Genomic DNA, 20,249 nt, shown 5'->3' with positions numbered 1-20,249 from the left:
TTAGATAAATTATTCATAAAAAAGTAAAGCAGTAAGATTATCTTACCACTTTACTTTTTTATAAATACTCACTTTTTTATTTTTGATGATGATTCTAAAATAAAATTCACCTTAATGAGATTGTAAAAATAAAAAAATGAATGTCAGTTAAAATAGAAATATATTTTTCAATTAAAGGTCACAAAATTATTTTATAATACTTTAGTTTAAACATTACTAAACTTAAATACTTTAGTATTTGTTAATACTTGTTAATATATATTTATTGATTTATTATATAATAATATAGATATTACTATATCTTGAATTAGATAAATATAATTACGTATATATTGTTATTGTCAAAATTTAATTCTACATTTTTTTAATAATATTATTTTAGGAGGAAAAAATGATAAACAATATTAAAAATAAATTTAAAGATTACAAACCATATATAAACGGTTATGAAAATATGAAAAGAGCATCTGTATTAATTCCAATAGTAGAAATAAATAACATACATCATATATTATTTGAAGTTCGCTCAAAAAATTTAAAGCATCAACCCAATGAAATTTCTTTTCCAGGTGGAAAAATAGAGTCTAACGAAACTCCTTATGAAGCCGTTATTAGAGAAACATGTGAGGAACTTGGAACTTTTAATGACAATATAGAAGTTATAGCAAGTCTTGACTTACTTATAACTCCTGTAAAATTTATAATACATCCCTACTTAGGATATATAAAAAACATCAATAATTTAAATATAAATAAAGATGAAGTTGACCATACTTTTTTGGTACCTATAAAATATCTTTTAGAAAATCCTCCAAATACCTATAATAATACAGTCAAAGTTTTTCCTGATGAAAATCTTCCATATGGTTCAATTCCAAATCAAAAAGATTATAAGTTTGAAAGTGGAAGTTACCCTGTTCTATTTTATAAATATAAAGATTATGTAATTTGGGGAATAACAGCAAAAATATTAGAAAATTTTTTAAACTTCTTATCAGAATAATACTTGTAATCAAATATTCAAATTTTTATATAAGAAGTTTTTAAAATTTTCTAACTTTAAAATGTTATAATTCTAAAAAAGATAGTAAATTATGTTTTATAATATTTTTTATGCTTGATTATTGTTCAATTATTGTTACACAATTTTTAATACAATTTCAAGCTAAGCACTATGTATTAACACCACATTATAAATAAATTATAATATGATAATATATCTAATAAGATTAATCTATGAAATAAATGATTTTAATGTATGTTTATGGTAAAATATTAATAATTAAGTAAACTGATAAATCAGAGTATCTGGAGGTGCTTATAATGTTTGCAGTAGGATTCACAGTTATAATTGCAATTGCCTCTTTCATTTTAAGTATATTGTTATTTAATGGAAAAGCAAGTATGCTATTAGCAGGTTATAATACTATGAGTGATAAAGAAAAAGCTCGATATGATGTAAAAAAACTATGTAGAAGTTCTAGCATTGTTACTTTTATTGTATCTATAATGTTATTTATCATGTCATTTTTGGGATATAGAATAGAGAGTGGACAAATGGATGAAAAAAAAATGCTTCCGTTTGCTGTAATATTTATAATAGTTATACTTGCTAGCGTGTTTTTCAATATCTATTACTCTAACAAGAAATGTAAAAAATAAAAATTAGTAAGTTAAGCAGTTAATTATGAAAGATTGACTGCTTTTTTATGTCTATTAGATATTTTAATATATAATAAATACTAAATATAGTTAAGTAAGCTTTGATAAAATAGAATAAAAAATAGATGTACAATTAATTTACATCCTATATCAAATTTATTTTTATTTACAATAGAAACTGAAATTATCATAATATATATGATATGTTCTTAAAATTTAAAAATTTAATATATTTTGTTTTATAGTACATCTATTCCAATCAGTTTACATAATTTTATTATTTTATACAGTTCTAATCATTTACTAGTACACCATTCAATGAAAATGTTCTAGGTTCAGTGATTTTAACCATAACTAATTTTCCAATTAAATCATCACTTCCACCTTCAAAATTTACAAGTTTATTTTGTCTAGTTCTACCAGCAAATTTATTTTCATTATTTTTGCTTCTTCCTTCGACCAAAACTTCAACTACTCTATTTTTATATTCATTATTTATCTCTGCTGAGATTCTATTTACTGCTTCTAATACTCTATTAAATCTTTCATGTTTTATTTCTTCTGGTATTTGATTTTCCATTTTAGCAGCAGGAGTTCCCTGTCTTTTAGAATAAATAAATGTAAATGCTGAATCATATCTAACTTTTTCAACCACATCTAGAGTATCTTCTAAATCTTCTTCTGTTTCTCCTGGAAAACCTATCATCAAGTCCGTTGAAAAAGCAATATCTGGCACTTCTTTTTTAGCTTTCTCTATTATGTCTAGATAATATTCCTTTGTATAATGTCTATTCATTTTTTTCAGAAGACTACTACTTCCACATTGTATTGGTAAATGTAAAAATTCACACACCTTATCACAATCTCTAATTGCATATATCACCTCATCAGATATATCTTTAGGATGAGATGTCATAAATCTAACTCTTTCAATTCCTTCTATATCATTAACTTTTCTTAAAAGTTCTGAGAATGCAACTGGATTTTCAAGTGTTTTGCCATACGAATCTACATTTTGTCCAAGCAAAGTTATTTCTTTTGTTCCATTTGAAACAAGCTCTTTTATCTCATTAATTATATCTTCAGGTGTTCTACTTCTTTCTCTTCCTCTTGTATATGGAACTATACAATATGTACAGAAATTATTGCACCCATACATTATATTTACAAATGCTTTTAATTCAAATTTTCTATTACTTCTAAGGCCTTCTATTACTTCTCCATCTACATCCCATACATCTACTAACATTTTATCAGAATTTATTGATTCTGTAAGTAATTGTGGAAATTTATATAGATTATGTGTTCCAAATACAAGGTCTACATGTTTGTATTTTTTTCTTAGTTCTTCTACAACATGTGGTTGTTGCATCATACATCCACACACAGCTATTTTCATGTTTGGATTTTTTCCTTTTAGATGCTTTAACTGACCTAAATTTCCATACACCTTTAGTTCTGCATTTTCTCTTACTGCACATGTATTATATATTATTAGGTCACTTTCTTCAACTATCATTGACATTTGGTATCCCATTTCTTCTAACATTGAACAAAGTTTTTCTGAATCATGTTCATTCATCTGGCATCCAAAGGTTTGAGTAAACACGAGTTTTCTCTTTCCAGTTCTGTTGAAGTATTCTTCATTTTGTCTGTGTATTTGTTCTATATATTTATCTTGTTCTTGTATTTTCTCTATAGGTATTGTTACTTGTTTTCTTTTGCTCACTTCTATTCCTCCTAGTTAATTTCTTATATTACACATAACCTTAATTATATCAAATAAGAAAAATCTTTTAAAGGTATTATTAAAGTTTTAAGTATAATAAAAGACAGCCAAGTCGCTGTCCTTTATTATATTATACTTTACTTTTATATAAAAATAGATTTTAAATCAATCCATTTACAATTCTACAAAATATATTTCTATTGATATCTAATAATTTACTAAGTTTATACTATACAAGTACATTAAATTAATCTTATTTAAGAAAATAAAATAATCATAATATCTTTATAAAATAAACTTTTTATTATATCAAGCATATCTCAAATTAAATATTATAAGCCATATATCTAATCAAATTTTAACTTTGGTAACTAACCCTTCTTATTGATAAATTAACAATCTTAAATAAAAATATTCCTGCAACTAAATTTATTAAAACAGCTGGTAATACTACTGTTAAGAATAACGCTGTAAAAGAAGCTCCTGGAAGACCAACTATAGCTTGAGCAGCTAACAAAAATATTGTTCCACTTACAAGTGTTCCTATTGGCATTATAATTGCAACTACTATAGTATCCTGTGTTTTTTTAGATAAGTTTTTTATAAAAGGCATTTTATAGCTAACATATATTAATAAAAATACTATATTGGCTGTAAGAGTTTTATCTATTATATTAGGAACTTGACCTCCTGGGAAGCTTGATGTAAGTGCTGTAAATATACCTGTCACTATTCCTGCTATTAAGCAAGTTTTATAGTCATCTCTATTTAAAACTAATATCACAAACAGCATTGCTAGTGGTACATCTGGTTTCATTGGTAATCCTATAGCAGGTGTAATTTGATGTATTAATAATCCCATTGCTAAAAGTATTGCATTTAAAGTTAGTTTTTTTGTATTTGTTTTCATTTTTGTATTTCCTCCTAATTTTTTTAATTTTCAATTTATTTTTTTGCCAGTTTTCTAAATCATCATCTTTAGCTTTAGAAATTCATAACATCTATTTCACCACCTTCTACATATCGAATTTTTCGTAAAATAAAAAACTCCGTCCTAAATTAATAGGACGGAGATTATCCGCGTTGCCACCTAAATTATATAAAAACTTAATATAAAACTCAATTTTTATATATCTCATTATCAGGTACTTACATACCCTATTCGCTATAACGTACGACTAACGATAAAGTCTACTCTCAAAAATATGATTTCGATTTACTCCTCTAAGGCCCATTCATCAAATTTTTTCTTACCAAGATTCCACCATCCTTGGCTCTCTATATTGAACCTAAATTTAACTACTCTTCCTTGTCATAGGATTTAATTTATTATATATTGTTTTGCCATTGAAATAATCATATTACTTTTTCTAAAAAATGTCAATATATTTTTATAGCTTTTTAAATATACTTCTTTTAAAACTATTTTTTTAAAATAATACTAATAAAAATCAATACTAATTTCTTTCTTAAAATTTTATACCTAATTCAAACTTTTTAAATTTTATTTTCAATAATTTAATTTATTTTCTTATTATTTATCTAGCTATTTTATGTAATTTTTGAATTAGTCTTAATAAGGCTTTAATAATTCTATTTTTATATTCTAATAAAATCTTTTCTTATTTCTTTTAATTAATATTACTATTACTATAGCTATAATGATAAATATCACTATTACTAACAATATCAACTTTGATATTATATTGTGTTTTTTTATACTTCTGTTACTATGTCTATTTATAATTCCATTTCTATACCTTTTATTACTTGTACTTCGTTTTTTTAGTTTTATTTTACTTTTATTTGAACTACTACTTCTATGTCTTTTTCTAGATTTAATAGTCTTAAACTTAGCATTAGTAGATGTATAGTTCGTTTGTGTTGAGTAAACAGATGTACTAAAATCGTTAATAATTTCAGCTTCTACTTGTAGCGGATTTACAATACTGATTACTAGCAAAAAACATATAATTATCCTAATCAATTTTTTCTTTTTTTTCATTTAGTTTCCCCTCATAAAAAATTTATATCTATTTTATTATAATATATACTCACTCAAAAACTACAAATTTTTTCAAATTTCTAATTTTTTATATTAGATATTTTTTATAGTATCAGAAGAATATTAAAATTTGACTATATTTTTTCGTCCTTATTCTTAATCTAACTGGAACAATAGGAATTACATAAATAGAATTAAGCAATTCATTCCTTTTTTATATTTATCAATCAACAGTGGAATGTTCAACAATACTATAATGTCATTAACTTTAGATTAAAAACTAAAATTTTACAATTTAGATATCTCTTCAACAATATCTTTGACAGATTTATTAGAAACATTAATTTTCGTTGTTGATAATATTTCATACATGGGTAAATAGTTAACACTTCTTTCTATTACATCAGTAAAACGCAAACCTTCCTCTACATCGGTCTTCAACCTTTTTCTCAATACAGTTTCATCACAAATTAAAGAAATATTTATTACTCTACAATCAGATATATCTAGACAAGATATAATAGTATCAATAATACTTTGTTCATGCATTACCCAACAAAAAATAATATTTTCAAAAGTACTACATTTTATAAAGTTATTCAACAATGAACAAATATTTGAAAGAACCATTTTTTTCGTTTCACCAGTAATTTGAAATGGATGCATATCCCAACACCAATCACCATCAAGAAAAACACTATTTTTCAAGATTAATTTTAGAGATTGACATACTGTTGTTTTGCCTACTCCCATTGTCCCACCAATAATATAAATATTTTTCATTCATTTTTCCTTTCAAAGTTCAATTTATTTGTTAGTCATATTTTATCACATCAACATATAAAAATCATACTTTAACATCTATCATATTATTCATACCATATACAATTGCTTTGTTATCTTTAAGTCTCTTATATTCATTCCTAAATGGATTAAGTAGAAAATTAAACTTATAAATCAGTTTTTATTACTTAAATTTTTGAAATAATTAATTTAAACTTTATACATTTATTAATTTGTAACATAATCTATATTCATACTTTCTTTCATTAAAATTCCATGATACAATAATACTGCTAGATAGTAGCAGTAGTTTAATATAAAACTAATATATATATAATTATGTAATAATAAATATTACAAAGGAGAGTGAATTATAATGTTATCAAAACCAGCAACAATGCTTTTAGGTCTAATAAATGAAAAGCCTCTTAATGCCTATGAAATTATAAAAGTGCTAGAATACATGAATGTAAAGTACTGGTTTAATATCGCAGACTCAACCGTATATACTACAATTAAGACTTTAGAAAAAAGAGGATTGATTTTAGGTACTGTTAAAAAGGATGGTAATATGCCAGACAAAACGGTTTACACAATCACAGAAAAAGGAAGTATAGAATTTCATGATACTTTGAGAAATTCTATTTTGAAATTCGATTATGACACTAATATTTTTTCTATTACAGCATTCTTTATTGAATACCTAGGAAAAGAAGAAAGAAAGAAGCTTTTAGAAAAACGATTAGAAGTTTTAAATCAATATCTAACAGGAATTAAGCAAAAAGATGATGATGATTGGGAAAAAGAAGTTAGTGAATTTCATGTTGCTAATGTAAAACGTATGATAGATATAGTATTAGCAGAAATTTCTGGAACAAAAAGATTATTAACTGTTTGTAAGGATTAAGCAAAAACTGTAGATAATGGCTTTCCACATATAATTCATAGTTTACTGTTTTGTATTTATTTTATTTACTCTTCTTTCATAGATATAGAAAGGGCACCTCATATGAAGTGCCCATCTATATTATATTCATTTTTAGTTATTACCTTTAACTATTGTATAAAACTCTTTTCTCAATATATTTTCATATACCCTTATGAATGACATCTTGCATTTATTAGGATTCTTTTTTTATAAAGTTTATTATATATGATTATGTCAAAGTCGAATATTCTTCTACATATTGACTATATACATATCCAGAATATCTTTTCCCATTTTTGTGAATATTGATTCTTGTCCATTTTCCAACACTATAACAGACTTCAACTTTAAAACCATCAGGAATTGTAGTTATTATTTTTGAATCTGTTGTTCTGTCATTTCTTAATTCTAGATTTAAACCATTAGTTTTTATATTTCCTATGTAATTTCTTTTTCTGTTTTCTAGAATATTATTACTTTTAGCGTTGCTCAATTTCTCTAAATATTTATATAGTAACCAACCTTTGTCATAATTACTTTCAACTTCTGCCCATTTTCCATCTACACAATTTAACTTAACCATTTTTCCTTCTGGTATGCTTTTTAATTTCATACTGTTTATATCTGGTTTCTCTCTTAAATTCAATTTAATCTTAGTCTTAAAATTGATTTTAGATTCATCAAAGTTTTTTAACATTAATTCAGATATCATTTAAAACCCTCCTCTTGCCAAATTTTAAGTTATTAAAAATACCTAACTCTTAAAAAATAAATTTAACAAAAAGAATTATTATCTTTTTGGCAACTGGCTGACATGACCTTTATTATATAAAGATTTTAGTCCCTATAGCTTTGCGTCATTAGATTTATCTAATATTGCCTATATCTGAATAATAACACAAATTAAATATTTACAAAATAATATTCCCTCAAATTTTATATTAATTAAATATAAATTCAATTTTTAATTAATAATAAATAAAAAATATCTTTATATTACTAAATAAAGTATTATTCTCTATGAATCATCTATAAAATAGTAATTTACCTAACATATAATTTTTTATAACAAACTTTTTTCTATATTAAGAATATGAAGATATAAAGACAAATTCATAATTTCTTATATCTTTAATACAGGAACTTTTATAAATATATATTAACAAAAAAGTTTGTGTGTATTCATACAGGTTCTTATACCTTATATCTCTTTTTTGATTATTGAACACTATTTAGGTATCATAATTTTTTAAAGCTTACTTGACAAAAAAGGTATATCACTGTATCATTAATATAAACCGACGGTCAGTCTATAGAATAGATATAAGTATAAAATCTACATATATTTGTATGATTATGAAAGTACATAAAGACTAACTAATAAAAATTTTAATGAAAATAGTGGTAACTATTGTTATCTCTTATCAATATATAACATTAATAAAAAAATCACTTATGATACACTTTCTTGAGTTTTTTTATATTCAACTCAGTTCACTTACTTTAGTTATTTACATTGCTATACTTATGCTATTTTTAATTTTTTAAAATTTTTAAGAAACGAGGATGAAATATGTTAAAAAGAATATTACAAAAAGATTTAGCAAGAAATAAAGTAGTAACAGCCACATTATTCATATTTATTTTCCTGGCAGCTATGTTGGTATCTAGTGCTACAAATATCATTATAGAACTTACTAGTTCTATGTCTTCCTTGTTTAGACAATCTCATGCACCTCACTATGTTCAAATGTATTCTGGAGAATTAAACCAAAAATTAATCAATGAATTTACATCTTCAACTCCGTCTGTAAAAGAACAACAAACGGTTGAACTTCTAAATATCAATGGAAGAAATATTTTTCTAGGAAATGAGAAAAAAAGCCAATCTGACAGTGTTTTAGAAAATAGTTTTGTGAGGCAAAATAGTAAGTTCGATTTTTTGTTAGACATGAATAATGCTATATTAAAAGTAGAAAATGGAGAAATAGGGGTTCCTGTCTATTACATGAAACAAAATAATTTAAATATTGGAGATAAGATACAAATAGCCAATGGTGATTTCTTCATGGAATTTACAATAAAAGACTTTGTGCGTGATGTACAAATGAACCCTTCCCTTGTTACTTCAAAGCGTTTCTTAATCAGTAATGATGATTGGAATACTTTACATGCTAACTTAGGTGAAAGTGAGTACCTTATTGAATTTCTATTAAATGATATAAATAAAATTAGTGAATTTGAAACGTTATATCAATCAACTAATCTTCCACAAACAGGAACATCAATAACTTATTCTCTTTATCAAGTACTAAATGCATTATCTGATGGAATTTTAGTTGCAATTATTATATTAATTAGTATTCTACTTATTATAATTTCTACTTTATGCTTACGATTTACACTAATTACAACTATTGAAGAAGATTATCGTGAAATTGGTGTTATGAAAGCAATTGGTATCCAAAGTGTTAATATCCGAAAGTTGTATCTTGCAAAATATCTATTGATTGCATCTTTAGCAAGTTTTTTTGGTTATATAACCTCATTATTTATTGGAACTTTTTTTACAGAGAATATCAATCTTTATATGGGTACAGTAGAAAAAAATACTTTTAGTGTCTTTATCCCATTAATTGGTGCAGTTATTGTATTTATAGCAGTTATATTCTTTTGTAATCTAATACTCAAAAGATTTAATAAAATATCAGCAGTAGAAGCATTAAAAACAAGTACTTCAATGACCACTAAACAAAACAGATATAATATAAAACTGTACAAAAGCAAAATAACAAATGTTAATCTCTTTTTAGGATTAAATGAAGTAACTGGAAGATTTACCATTTATAGCTTACTCTGCTTTGTTTATGCTGTCTGCACCTTCCTCATGATTATACCACTTAATTTTCTAAATACTATTCAGTCTCCAGAATTTATTACTTATATGGGAGCTGGTCAAAGCGATATTCGCATTGATTTGCAACAGACAAATGAAACTCAAAACCATCTTAATTCTATATTGAAGGTGATTGAAAGTGATGATGATGTTGAAAAATATGCTTCCTTTATAACGAGTTCTTATAAGGTAGTGAACCAGGATGGAGCGATAGAAAACATGAAAATAGAAAATGGAGATTTTTCAACTTTTCCACTTGAATATGTAAATGGTTCTGCACCAACAAATGAAAATGAGATTGCTCTATCTGTTATAAATGCTGATGAACTAGGGAAAAGTGTTGGAGATAATTTATCCATTTTTTCAGAAGAAGATAATGAACTAATTCTCACTGTTAGTGGCATTTATCAAGATGTTACATATGGTGGTAAGACTGCAAAAGCGATGCTACCTTACAAAAAAGATACAATTTTATGGTATATCATAAATTTAAATATGAAACCTGGAGTTAATTTAACAGATAAATTAGATCAGTATAGAATGGATTGTTATCCTGCAAAAGTTACAAATATGGATGATTATGTAAGTCAGACATTAGGCTCTGTTATTAGCCAACTAAGACTTGTTATAAAGTTAGCTATTATTCTATCTGTTTCGATTTCTGGATTTATTACAGCAATGTTTTTCAAAATGCTGATTGCTAAAGATACATCACAAATTGCAATTATGCTTAGTTTAGGATTTTCTACTAAAAATATACGAACTCAATATACTGCAAGAGCATTATTAGTGCTTACAATTGGAATTATTTTAGGAATTATTGCATCAAATACAATTGGTCAGAAAATAGCAGGGCTACTTCTTTCTGGTATATCCAATTTACAATTTATAACAAATCCACTAATTGTATATATAGTTTGTCCAATAACTTTAATTATAACTGTATCTGTTACTATTACAGCAATTAGTATGACAATCAAAAAAATAAAAATTATGTCTATCATAGAATAAGAGGTATATTATGAATAATATTATAGAAGCTAGAAAAATTAGTAAAGAATATGTCATCAGCAAAGAGAATATACATCAAGTTTTAAAAGGAATTGATTTAACCATTCAACATGGAGAGTTTGTATCTGTTATGGGAGCTTCTGGCTCAGGAAAAACAACTCTACTTTATAACTTAAGTGGTATGGATAAACTCACATCTGGAAATATTACATTCTGCGGAGAAATGATTTCTAGTATGTCTGAGGAAGAATTATCGAAGATACGATTAGAAAAAATGGGATTTATCTTTCAACAAAGCAATTTACTAAAAAATTTAAATATTTTTGATAATATAGTCCTTTCCGCCTATTTGAGAAAGGAAGAAAGCCGCCAAATAATTAATGAACGAGCAAAAACACTTATGGAGAAAACAAATATTTCAGAAATCAAAGATAAAGATATTACTCAGGTTTCTGGTGGTCAACTTCAAAGAGCAGCTATATGTCGTGCATTAATTAATACTCCAGAAATCTTATTTGGAGATGAACCAACAGGTGCACTTAATTCTAAAGTAACAAATGAAGTGATGGAAATTCTTTTAAATATCAATAACTCTGGTACAACCATTATGCTTGTAACTCATGATGCCAAAGTTGCAGCAAAAACAGAACGAGTAGTATTTATGTCTGATGGTGTAATCATTGGAGAAATTATATTAGGAAAGTTTAATGAATATAATAACAATTTAAAGGAAAGAGAAAATAAACTTACAAACTGGTTATTAGAATTAGGTTTTTAGAAATATTAGTATAAATAAAACAGATATTACTAATATTATAAAATCAAAATAGTTATAAGTAAAGAAATAAGTAAATCTATTATTAGGAAATCTATAAAGTAATATAAGTACAACTTCTTAAAGCAATAATTGTTTATAAGAAATTTTTCATATATCTAAATTAAGATATACAACATTTTATTAAACTATCTACTTCACATATATATTAAAGCTGATGACTTATCTAATGTTTGATGATAAAATAAAATTAATAAATATTTAATTATAAAGGATTATATTATGAACATTATTAAAAGAGTACCCTTAATATTAATAGTATTAATTGCAATATTACTAACAGGATGTTCTCCAAGAGAAAGTGCTAGTGAAGTAGCAAAAAAGTACAGTGATAGAGTAAATTCTGGAGATTATGAAACAGCATATGATTTACTAAGCAAAGACACCAAGAAAAAAGTTAGCCTTGAAAGGTTTAAAGAGTATCAAAGTGTATTACTTGAGACAAAAAAAGTAATTGGTTATAAATTAATAAAAGAAGAAAATATAGAAAAATATAAATATGATAAAAAAGAATATAAAAATCTTGTTAAACTAGAAGAAACTTATGATATAAAAAATATTTACTTAAAAAAATGTGAGTCTTTAAAAATTAATAGGTACCTTATAGTTGAAAATAATCAATATAAGTTATTATGGCATGAAAATTTCAAACGAAATCTTAGTTCTAGATACCTTGATGTTGTATATCTAAAATTTAGAAAACATGAGATAGTTTCAGATAAAACACTTAAAAAAGCACTTAAAGATACTACTCTACTACTGAAAAAAGCAGTTGACATTGATCCTACTAATTCAGATGCTTATTATGCACAAACATGTCACTATATGAATTTAGACGAATATGATAATGGTCTGATTTCAATTAATAACTGCTTAAAATATTTAGATAAAAAAAATTCTAATTATAAAAAAGATTTAAGTGATGCATATAATTTAAAGGCCGTTATGTGTATGGGTAATAAAAAATATGATGAAGCAAAAAAATTTTTAAATAAATCATTGTATGCTAATAAGGATAACAATGATGCAAAGTTTAACTTAAAAGTAATAAAAAATCAATTAGAGTAAATGCCTAATTTATTATATTCAACAAATACATATAAATTGGTGCAAGTAATATTTTTTTACTTCCATATATAAATCACAGTACTTATGTAAAATTATTATATAATAATTTAATTTTTTATAGATTAAAATTAACATGTTTTAGACTTTTATTTATAATCCAGTTAAATTTATTATTACCTTATTCTAAAGTTTACTTAGTAACTGAATCTATATTACTTTATATAAATATAAAATAAATTCATTTATATTTATTATGTATTTATACAATATTCTCTATTAAATTAAAATACCTATAAATTAATTACAAACTTAAATTATAAAAAAGAACTTATTACTATATGAAAGTTAATATATGAGCAATAAGTTCTTTATATTTGTACGTAAAACATTAATCAATTAAATTTAAAATACATAACAAGATAATACTAAAAATATATAATTATGTTAGATAATAAAATCTAAAGCAATAGGTATTTATAAATATTTATAATTTTTAAATTTGTATATGACAGTAGTTAAATATTACATAATAAATCCAAATAAATATATAGATATCACACCTGTAACAATAGAAATTCCAATAGATTTAAATTTATATGCAACAAGAAGCACAATTAGAAAAGATATAATTTTAGGATTTACTACAGACAAATATAAATTATCTCCATTAAAAAATACATCTTTCGCTGTTAAAGAAGTAAGGATTGCTACAGGTATAAATTTCATTATTTTTTTCAAAGACTCAGGCATATCCTTTTTCGAAAAAATTAACATTGGAAGAACTCTTGGAAGGTATGTAACAATGTACATTCCTATTATAATAAAAAATATATAATTACTATTATTCATAAGATTCCTCCTTTTTCGAATGTACCTCTTCTGCAAAGAACCCAATTAAAGAGGCTAAAATTGATGCAACTATAATTACTAAATTACTCTTAAACAATACATATAAAATAATTGAAATAATAATTGACGATATAAATACTAAAACATAAATCTTGTTTTTTATTTGAGAAACTATTAATGCTATAAACATAGAGGTCAGTATAAATCCAGAAATAGAACTATCTATAGATATTGTTTCTCCTAAAAATGCCCCAATAAAGTTAGCTAAGACTGATGAAACTAGGCAAAAAAAATTGAGATAGATTGCATTTTTATCAGTCCAATTTCCAGTAGTAAATTTTTCATAATTAACTGCAAAAGTTTCATCAGTTATGGTATGGCAAAATGGCAATATAAACTTTGGACTTTTATTTTTTATATACATATTTAAATTGGAACTCATTAAAAAATGTCTCAAATTAACAATAAATGTGGTTAATACAATAGACGTTACACTTGCACCAGCTGAAATCATTGAAGCTGCAATAAATTGAGAACTTCCTCCAAATACCAAAGTTACCATTAATGCTATTTGGAAAGGTGAAAGACCAGATTTCTGCAATAGTATTCCTCCTACTATTCCTATTGGTATATAGCCCAAAAATATGGGTATAGAAGCAATAAAACTTTCTCTTAGTTGCTGAGTTCTTTCCATGATAAATCACTCCTTTTAACCTTTAATACACTGAGTATTATTAAAATATAAAATAGATTAATCATATAATTGCAATTATACTTAAACATAGATTTGAATTAACTATATAAGCTTTACTATATAAATAAAAATAAATTAATTTTGAAATACTATTAATTTATAATTACTTTTTGTTGTGAGGCAATAATATATGTCAATTCTTATAAATCAATTATCTATCATATTTTCATTGTAACAGCAAAAAAAATTACACACAATTAAAATATTGTGTGCAATACAATTATCTTTTTTCTTTTAGTAATCGTTTTAATACACTTAAACCAGATTTAAGTTCTTCTATATTTTCTGTAGCACATACAGCTATTCTTATTGCAGAAATAGGTTTTTCTTTTCCAACTGCAAAGCGCTCAGATGCATAAACCTGTACACCTTCTTTTAGTGCTTGTAACTCAAGTTTTTCAGCCATTATATCATCAGGTAGTATTAACCATCTAAATATACATTCATTATTTCCTAAAATATTATACTCAGATAAATATTGATTGACAATCTCATTTCTCTTTCTAGCAGACTTACGGCGTGCCTCAATTAATTTATCTGCTTCTCCTGATGCAATCATACGATAAGCTATTTCTGTTAAAAAATATGATTGAGAGAGATTAATATTATACAAAGCACTTGATAAGGCTTCTCTATACTTTTTAGGTGTAGCAATGTATGCAAGACGTAAGCTAGGTGCAAGAATTTTTGATAAACTTGTAATATAAATTGTCTGATTAGGTATATAATTAGCAACTGGATTCAAATGTATTTCATTAAGTAAACCATGAATAGCATCCTCAATAACAATTAGGTTATATTTGGATGCAATATGTGCAATCATTTTTCGTCCATCCTCTGACATTATATGTGTAGTGGGATTTTGATAATCTGGTATTATATATATTCCCTTGATATTTTCATTCTTGCATGCATATAATAAACCTTCTTCACTAATCTCCCCATTTTCTTGTTTAATTGGAATTAATTGTATTCCAAGCATTTTGGCTGCTGTCTTTATTCCAGGGTAAGTTAATGGGTCTACACCTATTCTATCTCCATGTTGAAATAGCCCTGCCAAAATGGCTACAATTGCATTTTGTCCTCCACTTGCAGGAAGTAAGCTATCAGCTGAGGTTTTAAATCCAGTTTGGGAAATCAATTTAGCTATAGCTTCTTTTTGCCAATCAGCACCATCTCTCTGTCCATATTGAAATATAGTTTTAAAATCCAATTCTTTAGTTATTTGTTTAAATAAAGTACTCATTTCTTCTAATGCAAAATCAGGATTCATTGTACCCATTTCAATGAATGTAATTTTATTACTTGACATCAAAAATAAATTTGACCGTATATCATAAGCTACAAAAGTTCCACTTCCTGTAACCCCACTTATTAATCCTTTCTTTTCACAAATTTTAAAGGCTCTAGAAATAGTACTTACATTTACATCTAGGAAGTCTGCCAATTCACGTTGTGGTGGCAATTTGGTACCAGGCAACAAAGTTCCATTATCAATATCTTGTTCTAATTGTTCTGCAATAGCTTTATATAATATTTGTCCTCTTAATGGCCGTTTTGGTTTCCAATTCATAGGATAATTTTCAAAAGAATTAATTGGCATAAAGTTTCACCTCACATTACTAATTTGACTATTTTGTTTATTTATAACAATAAATTCATTAGGAAAGTGATTATACAAATCCCTAACCTAAACAAATGAATCAATAGCTGTATTTCATAATTACATTTAAATTTATTTTAATATATACACCATATATTTAAAGCGCTTTCTTGTCAACATAAAAGTAATGCAATCATAATTAAATGAATACTAGAATATTTAATTATTTTTATACAATAAAAAAGAAGGTATAAAGAGCTACCCTCAAGCTCAATATACCTTATAAATATCTACACTTCGTTTTTGACTAATTTCTCTATGTCTTTGATAATATGTTCTTTAGATTTTTTTCCAGCTATTGCATCAAAAATTGCAACAGCTTTTTTCTCTCCAAACTTCTCTGCTACATCATTAAACTCTAGAAATCTAACACTTTCCTTTTGTTTGCCAAACATACAACACCTCTCATACATTTTTATATATTTATTATAACTTCTATATGTTTATTTTTCACCAATAAACGTTAGACAAATTAGTTCCTTTATTTTTTTGACTTTATTTTACCTTCAAAATACTTAACAAAACTAGTTTATTCTACCCTATAAATAAAAATATGCAATTTAATTTGTAAAAAACTCTGTAATAAAATCAGTACTTCTCTTTTCAAAAGTTTTACAGTAAAAATAACAAAAATTATTTATTGTGTAGCAGATTTAATATATAAGTAAGATTCCTTAACTATTTTATTTCTAAAAGTAAATAAAAGGTAAAATATTTAATAACAGAAAAGTTTCAAACTTATATGCTATTAGTAGAATTTTTCTAAAAAAACATATCAAATATTTGATTTTCCTGTAAAATACAGTATCTAGTATAATGACAGATGATTATACAGCTTGAAATAAATAGCCTGTATGCCTTTGATATATAATATTTCAAAAACTTTTATGTTATTATATAGACTTATTTAATTTCACAAAGAGCTAAGTGTAATAGGAGATATTTAAACTGATTAAATTAAGGTTATAAATAATTATAATGTCTAATTATTGACTTTGACACCGTGTCGTAGTTTATACTGAAGCTGTAAGGAGGGAAGTATAATGAAGACAATCACTATAAGCCAAGTATCTAAAAATATGGGGATATCCACTAGAATGCTACGCTATTATGAACAAATTGGATTAATTAAAAGTTTTCGTCGTGAAGGTTATGCTTACAGAGTTTATGATGATGAAGCAATTTCTAGAATTGAGCAGATTATGCTTTTGCGTAAATTGCGAATTCCTTTACGTCAAATTCAAACAATTCTAGAAAATAAAAATGCAGTTACTGCTATTAACATCTTTCGTCAAAATATAAATGAATTGGACGAGGAAATTACTGCTCTTTCAACAATCAAGGATATTCTCTTTTGTTTTATCAAAGAATTAATTAAAGTTACAGAACTACCATTCAAAAATATTATTTCTGAAAATGACACATTGTTATCAGCTATTGAATCACTCAATATTGTTAGTATTAATTTTAAGGAGGAGCAAGGTATGAATAAGTTAAATAAAGCAGATGAAAGACTATCAAAAATCAATGATATACGTATAGTATACCTACCACCAACTACTATTGCTTCCGCTCATTATATTGGTGATGACCCAGAACTTCATGCAAATACAATGCTTGATGAATTCGTGCGTAAAAACAATTTGAATAAAATTAAACCAGATTTAAGACGTTATGGTTTCAATCATCCTAATCCAATAGATGAAACAGGCTATCATGGTTATGAGGCATGGGTGACAATTCCAGATAATATGGAGATTTCGGCACCACTTAAAAGAAAGCAATTTGCAGGAGGGTTATATGGTGTACATATGATTGCTTTTGGCAATTTTGCTGAATGGGATGCACTTCTTGAATGGGTGAATAACAGTGAGAAATATGAATTTGCAGGTGATTTACAAGACCAAGAACATATGTGTGGTCTTTTAGAAGAACATTTAAACTATTTTAGCCATATAGAAAAGACAGACCTTGAGGTAAAAGATATACAACTTGATTTACTAATACCTATTAAGGAAAAATAAGAAAAAATATCAGCATAATAATACTAGTTTGTCAAAAAGATTATATGACTGTGAGATAGCAATTATGATAGAGGAAGATTATTTTTGAAAAGAAGAAATATATCTTTCTATTTAACATTCTAACTATTGACAATTAAACAAGATTATAATAAAAAATAGATAAACTATATAGTTTATCTATTTTTTATTATAACTTTAAGCAATCAATATATTTAAATCTAATAAAATTTATCTAAAGTCTTAAAGTTGAAAAAGATAAATGAAGTACCAAGAACCACTTCCTTTTTTTAATCGTCAATCTTATCTCATACATCCTCTGATATACTTGATTTTCTAAGAGGTTTTATTATATCAGTATTAAAAAAACTGTCTTAGAATATATCTTAGATATTAAATATTAATTACAAAAACAAATCTATAATTATATATTAAGTTCTTCTAAGATTTTTATTGCAAATCTTGCATTTGGATATGTAATAGAGCCACCACCAATTACACCTATTTTTATTGCTTCTATAATTTCAGCCTTACTTGCTTCAGAGTTTACACACCCCTCTATATGATAGCAAATGCATTCATCACAACGACTTAAAATAGAAATTGCTAATCCCATCAACTCTTTATTTTTTTTACTTATAGCTCCCTCAGAATAAGTCTTATCATCAAGACTTCCAAAGGCTCTAAAAAATTCATCTGTTTCACTTAGTTTATTATTATATAATTTTCTATATTCTTTCATTTCTTCAAGATTCATGTCTACCTCCTGTGTTCATAAATAATTTTTATAGAGTATGATATAACATCATACTTATATTTTCAATATTAAATATGAATTTTCAATTTATAATGCATATCCTGATTGGTAAATAACCTTAGAATATATAGTTACTGATGACTTCTTACTTTTAATGTTAATTAATTTCAGAGCTAAGATAAATATCTTAATAAGTTTTTAATTGTCTGTTTTAGCTCTGAAATATATAAGATTTAGCTAAGCTTTATAAAAATATATAACTATCCTAGTTATTTTTAGCTGAACTTTTATATATAAAATAAGAATAAATAAATGGTATCACTACAATCATAATTATTACAAAAGTATTATAAAAAGGAATATTAATAAATGCATTAATAATTAACAATATTCCACCAATAATCCAAATCCATCCAGCTAAATGATGTGTTTTATTCCAATTTTCTTCATCATTAAGAGTCCATGGTAATTTTATTCCTAATGTATAGTTTTGTTTACATTTAGGAATATAGTTTCCAATAAAGAAAATCAATATTCCTGAAAATAATCCTATATAAAAATTTGTCTCTAAAGTAATTCCTATTGAATACACAGTCATCATTACTTGCAAAATAACTGAAAGTATAGCAACTCCCCATTTTGAAAAACCTTGAAGTATTTTTGAAAATCCTATTTTCTTTGGTTCATTTTCAATTCTAAACCATGTATATAAATGAACACATAGCATTAATAATGGTACACCAAAAGCCGCTATAACTTTTGGAGCATAATTATCTGGATTTCCATAATTGTCAAAATGAATTGCAACCTGATCTGGCAATCTATTATAAAAATAAACTGATACAATAAATGGTATAAAACATACTAAAGTTGATAAAACAAATTGTTTATTTATCATTTTTTTCATTATCTTTTTCTCCCTTCTCCATAAATTGTGAAAACCAAAGCATAACTTCCTCAAAAACTGAAGTATTTATTTCATAGAAAATGAAGTTTTTATACTTGGTTTCAAATATGAGCCCTGCCTTTTTTAATTGAGATAGATGATAAGAGATTGTGGCATTTGTCATATTAAATTTTTCACTAATTTCTCCTGCTGACATCTTGTTATTCTTTAGCATAAGTAAGATTTCTCTTCTTACAGGGTCAGAAAGAGCTTTAAACGTTTCTGGAAAACCCAACAATATCACCTCTCTATTTAGAATTTCATCTAAATACAATATAGCATAATTAATTATTCATTTCAATAACTATTTAGATTTTTTTCTAAATAGTTATTGAAAATTAT

At 25.3% G+C, this 20,249-nt stretch carries 19 protein-coding genes, 1 riboswitch and 1 other annotated feature; of the genes, 7 read left to right on the top strand and 12 right to left on the bottom strand.

Annotation, left to right across the window (positions count from 1 at the left end; all coding sequences use genetic code 11):
* Positions 1–391 precede the first annotated feature (391 nt).
* Positions 392–1,003 (top strand): NUDIX hydrolase, encoded by a 612-nt coding sequence (locus tag IC175_RS01335; protein WP_227435123.1) that lies wholly within the window; start codon positions 392–394, stop codon positions 1,001–1,003.
* Positions 1,004–1,323: 320 nt separating this feature from the next.
* On the top strand, positions 1,324–1,662 hold the full coding sequence (locus tag IC175_RS01330; protein WP_227435122.1) for a DUF3784 domain-containing protein: 339 nt from the start codon (positions 1,324–1,326) through the stop codon (positions 1,660–1,662).
* Positions 1,663–1,954: 292 nt separating this feature from the next.
* On the opposite strand, the gene miaB is transcribed toward IC175_RS01330, so the two are convergent.
* The 4 genes from miaB to IC175_RS01310 form a co-directional block, all read right to left on the bottom strand.
* Entirely contained in the window at positions 1,955–3,391 is a 1,437-nt protein-coding gene (gene miaB, locus IC175_RS01325) for a tRNA (N6-isopentenyl adenosine(37)-C2)-methylthiotransferase MiaB (protein ID WP_227823960.1), read from the bottom strand.
* 358 nt (positions 3,392–3,749) lie between these two features.
* Positions 3,750–4,301, bottom strand: coding sequence for a tryptophan transporter (locus IC175_RS01320; RefSeq protein ID WP_227435120.1), 552 nt, complete (start codon positions 4,299–4,301; stop codon positions 3,750–3,752).
* 150 nt (positions 4,302–4,451) lie between these two features.
* Positions 4,452–4,716 (bottom strand) — a binding site (T-box leader).
* Positions 4,717–4,997: 281 nt separating this feature from the next.
* The gene (locus IC175_RS01315) at positions 4,998–5,396 is read right to left on the bottom strand and encodes a hypothetical protein (protein ID WP_227851011.1); all 399 of its coding nucleotides are present in this window, start codon (positions 5,394–5,396) and stop codon (positions 4,998–5,000) included.
* Between the two features lie 288 nt (positions 5,397–5,684).
* Positions 5,685–6,179 carry an AAA family ATPase gene (locus IC175_RS01310; RefSeq protein ID WP_227851010.1) on the bottom strand — a complete coding sequence of 165 codons (495 nt, stop codon included), beginning with the start codon at positions 6,177–6,179 and terminating at the stop codon, positions 5,685–5,687.
* 376 nt (positions 6,180–6,555) lie between these two features.
* On the opposite strand from IC175_RS01310, the gene IC175_RS01305 reads away from it, so the two are divergent.
* Complete coding sequence (locus tag IC175_RS01305) at positions 6,556–7,086, top strand: PadR family transcriptional regulator (protein WP_227851009.1); 531 nt, start codon at positions 6,556–6,558, stop codon at positions 7,084–7,086.
* 250 nt (positions 7,087–7,336) lie between these two features.
* On the opposite strand, the gene IC175_RS01300 is transcribed toward IC175_RS01305, so the two are convergent.
* Positions 7,337–7,819, bottom strand: a complete 483-nt coding sequence (locus IC175_RS01300; protein WP_227435116.1) for an SH3 domain-containing protein — start codon at positions 7,817–7,819, stop codon at positions 7,337–7,339.
* A gap of 85 nt (positions 7,820–7,904) precedes the next feature.
* A riboswitch (cyclic di-GMP riboswitch) is annotated at positions 7,905–7,998 on the bottom strand.
* Between the two features lie 682 nt (positions 7,999–8,680).
* Here IC175_RS01300 and IC175_RS01295 point away from each other — a divergent pair.
* The 3 genes from IC175_RS01295 (at position 8,681) to IC175_RS01285 (ending at position 12,917) form a co-directional block, all read left to right on the top strand.
* On the top strand, positions 8,681–11,014 hold the full coding sequence (locus IC175_RS01295) for an FtsX-like permease family protein (protein WP_227851008.1): 2,334 nt from the start codon (positions 8,681–8,683) through the stop codon (positions 11,012–11,014).
* 10 nt (positions 11,015–11,024) lie between these two features.
* On the top strand, positions 11,025–11,792 hold the full coding sequence (locus tag IC175_RS01290; RefSeq protein WP_227435114.1) for an ABC transporter ATP-binding protein: 768 nt from the start codon (positions 11,025–11,027) through the stop codon (positions 11,790–11,792).
* A 279-nt stretch (positions 11,793–12,071) separates the two neighbouring features.
* Positions 12,072–12,917 (top strand): tetratricopeptide repeat protein, encoded by an 846-nt coding sequence (locus IC175_RS01285; protein ID WP_227823965.1) that lies wholly within the window; start codon positions 12,072–12,074, stop codon positions 12,915–12,917.
* Positions 12,918–13,439: 522 nt separating this feature from the next.
* Here IC175_RS01285 and IC175_RS01280 read toward each other — a convergent pair.
* The 4 genes from IC175_RS01280 to IC175_RS01265 form a co-directional block, all read right to left on the bottom strand.
* Positions 13,440–13,766 (bottom strand): AzlD domain-containing protein, encoded by a 327-nt coding sequence (locus IC175_RS01280; protein ID WP_227435111.1) that lies wholly within the window; start codon positions 13,764–13,766, stop codon positions 13,440–13,442.
* Positions 13,759–14,460, bottom strand: coding sequence for an AzlC family ABC transporter permease (locus tag IC175_RS01275; protein WP_227435109.1), 702 nt, complete (start codon positions 14,458–14,460; stop codon positions 13,759–13,761). Before IC175_RS01275 ends, IC175_RS01280 begins: the two co-directional genes overlap by 8 nt.
* Before the next feature lie 280 nt (positions 14,461–14,740).
* Entirely contained in the window at positions 14,741–16,123 is a 1,383-nt protein-coding gene (locus tag IC175_RS01270; protein WP_227482619.1) for a PLP-dependent aminotransferase family protein, read from the bottom strand.
* 290 nt (positions 16,124–16,413) lie between these two features.
* Positions 16,414–16,578 carry a hypothetical protein gene (locus IC175_RS01265; RefSeq protein WP_227435106.1) on the bottom strand — a complete coding sequence of 55 codons (165 nt, stop codon included), beginning with the start codon at positions 16,576–16,578 and terminating at the stop codon, positions 16,414–16,416.
* Positions 16,579–17,226: 648 nt separating this feature from the next.
* Between IC175_RS01265 and IC175_RS01260 the strand changes: the two genes are divergently transcribed.
* Positions 17,227–18,207 carry a MerR family transcriptional regulator gene (locus IC175_RS01260; RefSeq protein WP_227482618.1) on the top strand — a complete coding sequence of 327 codons (981 nt, stop codon included), beginning with the start codon at positions 17,227–17,229 and terminating at the stop codon, positions 18,205–18,207.
* A 421-nt stretch (positions 18,208–18,628) separates the two neighbouring features.
* Here IC175_RS01260 and IC175_RS01255 read toward each other — a convergent pair whose 3' ends face one another.
* From IC175_RS01255 to IC175_RS01245, 3 genes are all read right to left on the bottom strand, one after another.
* Positions 18,629–18,961 carry a carboxymuconolactone decarboxylase family protein gene (locus IC175_RS01255; RefSeq protein ID WP_227435101.1) on the bottom strand — a complete coding sequence of 111 codons (333 nt, stop codon included), beginning with the start codon at positions 18,959–18,961 and terminating at the stop codon, positions 18,629–18,631.
* A gap of 265 nt (positions 18,962–19,226) precedes the next feature.
* The gene (locus IC175_RS01250; RefSeq protein WP_227482617.1) at positions 19,227–19,868 is read right to left on the bottom strand and encodes an SdpI family protein; all 642 of its coding nucleotides are present in this window, start codon (positions 19,866–19,868) and stop codon (positions 19,227–19,229) included.
* Complete coding sequence (locus tag IC175_RS01245; RefSeq protein WP_227435096.1) at positions 19,849–20,142, bottom strand: autorepressor SdpR family transcription factor; 294 nt, start codon at positions 20,140–20,142, stop codon at positions 19,849–19,851. The genes IC175_RS01250 and IC175_RS01245 overlap by 20 nt, the downstream gene beginning before the upstream one ends.
* Positions 20,143–20,249: the final 107 nt, after the last annotated feature.

The organism is Clostridioides sp. ES-S-0123-01 (genome assembly GCF_020658415.1).
In the GTDB taxonomy this organism is placed as follows: Bacteria; Bacillota; Clostridia; order Peptostreptococcales; family Peptostreptococcaceae; genus Clostridioides.
Note: the sequence above shows the minus strand (reverse complement) of the source record. Positions and strands in the feature narration are given on the sequence as shown.

Coding starts and splice junctions, on each gene's coding strand:
- IC175_RS01335 (WP_227435123.1), top strand. CDS start 392: ATGATAAACAATATTAAAAATAAATTTAAAGATTACAAACCATATATA.
- IC175_RS01330 (WP_227435122.1), top strand. CDS start 1,324: ATGTTTGCAGTAGGATTCACAGTTATAATTGCAATTGCCTCTTTCATT.
- IC175_RS01320 (WP_227435120.1), bottom strand. CDS start 4,301: ATGAAAACAAATACAAAAAAACTAACTTTAAATGCAATACTTTTAGCA.
- IC175_RS01315 (WP_227851011.1), bottom strand. CDS start 5,396: ATGAAAAAAAAGAAAAAATTGATTAGGATAATTATATGTTTTTTGCTA.
- IC175_RS01310 (WP_227851010.1), bottom strand. CDS start 6,179: ATGAAAAATATTTATATTATTGGTGGGACAATGGGAGTAGGCAAAACA.
- IC175_RS01305 (WP_227851009.1), top strand. CDS start 6,556: ATGTTATCAAAACCAGCAACAATGCTTTTAGGTCTAATAAATGAAAAG.
- IC175_RS01300 (WP_227435116.1), bottom strand. CDS start 7,819: ATGATATCTGAATTAATGTTAAAAAACTTTGATGAATCTAAAATCAAT.
- IC175_RS01295 (WP_227851008.1), top strand. CDS start 8,681: ATGTTAAAAAGAATATTACAAAAAGATTTAGCAAGAAATAAAGTAGTA.
- IC175_RS01290 (WP_227435114.1), top strand. CDS start 11,025: ATGAATAATATTATAGAAGCTAGAAAAATTAGTAAAGAATATGTCATC.
- IC175_RS01285 (WP_227823965.1), top strand. CDS start 12,072: ATGAACATTATTAAAAGAGTACCCTTAATATTAATAGTATTAATTGCA.
- IC175_RS01280 (WP_227435111.1), bottom strand. CDS start 13,766: ATGAATAATAGTAATTATATATTTTTTATTATAATAGGAATGTACATT.
- IC175_RS01275 (WP_227435109.1), bottom strand. CDS start 14,460: ATGGAAAGAACTCAGCAACTAAGAGAAAGTTTTATTGCTTCTATACCC.
- IC175_RS01270 (WP_227482619.1), bottom strand. CDS start 16,123: ATGCCAATTAATTCTTTTGAAAATTATCCTATGAATTGGAAACCAAAA.
- IC175_RS01265 (WP_227435106.1), bottom strand. CDS start 16,578: ATGTTTGGCAAACAAAAGGAAAGTGTTAGATTTCTAGAGTTTAATGAT.
- IC175_RS01260 (WP_227482618.1), top strand. CDS start 17,227: ATGAAGACAATCACTATAAGCCAAGTATCTAAAAATATGGGGATATCC.
- IC175_RS01255 (WP_227435101.1), bottom strand. CDS start 18,961: ATGAATCTTGAAGAAATGAAAGAATATAGAAAATTATATAATAATAAA.
- IC175_RS01250 (WP_227482617.1), bottom strand. CDS start 19,868: ATGAAAAAAATGATAAATAAACAATTTGTTTTATCAACTTTAGTATGT.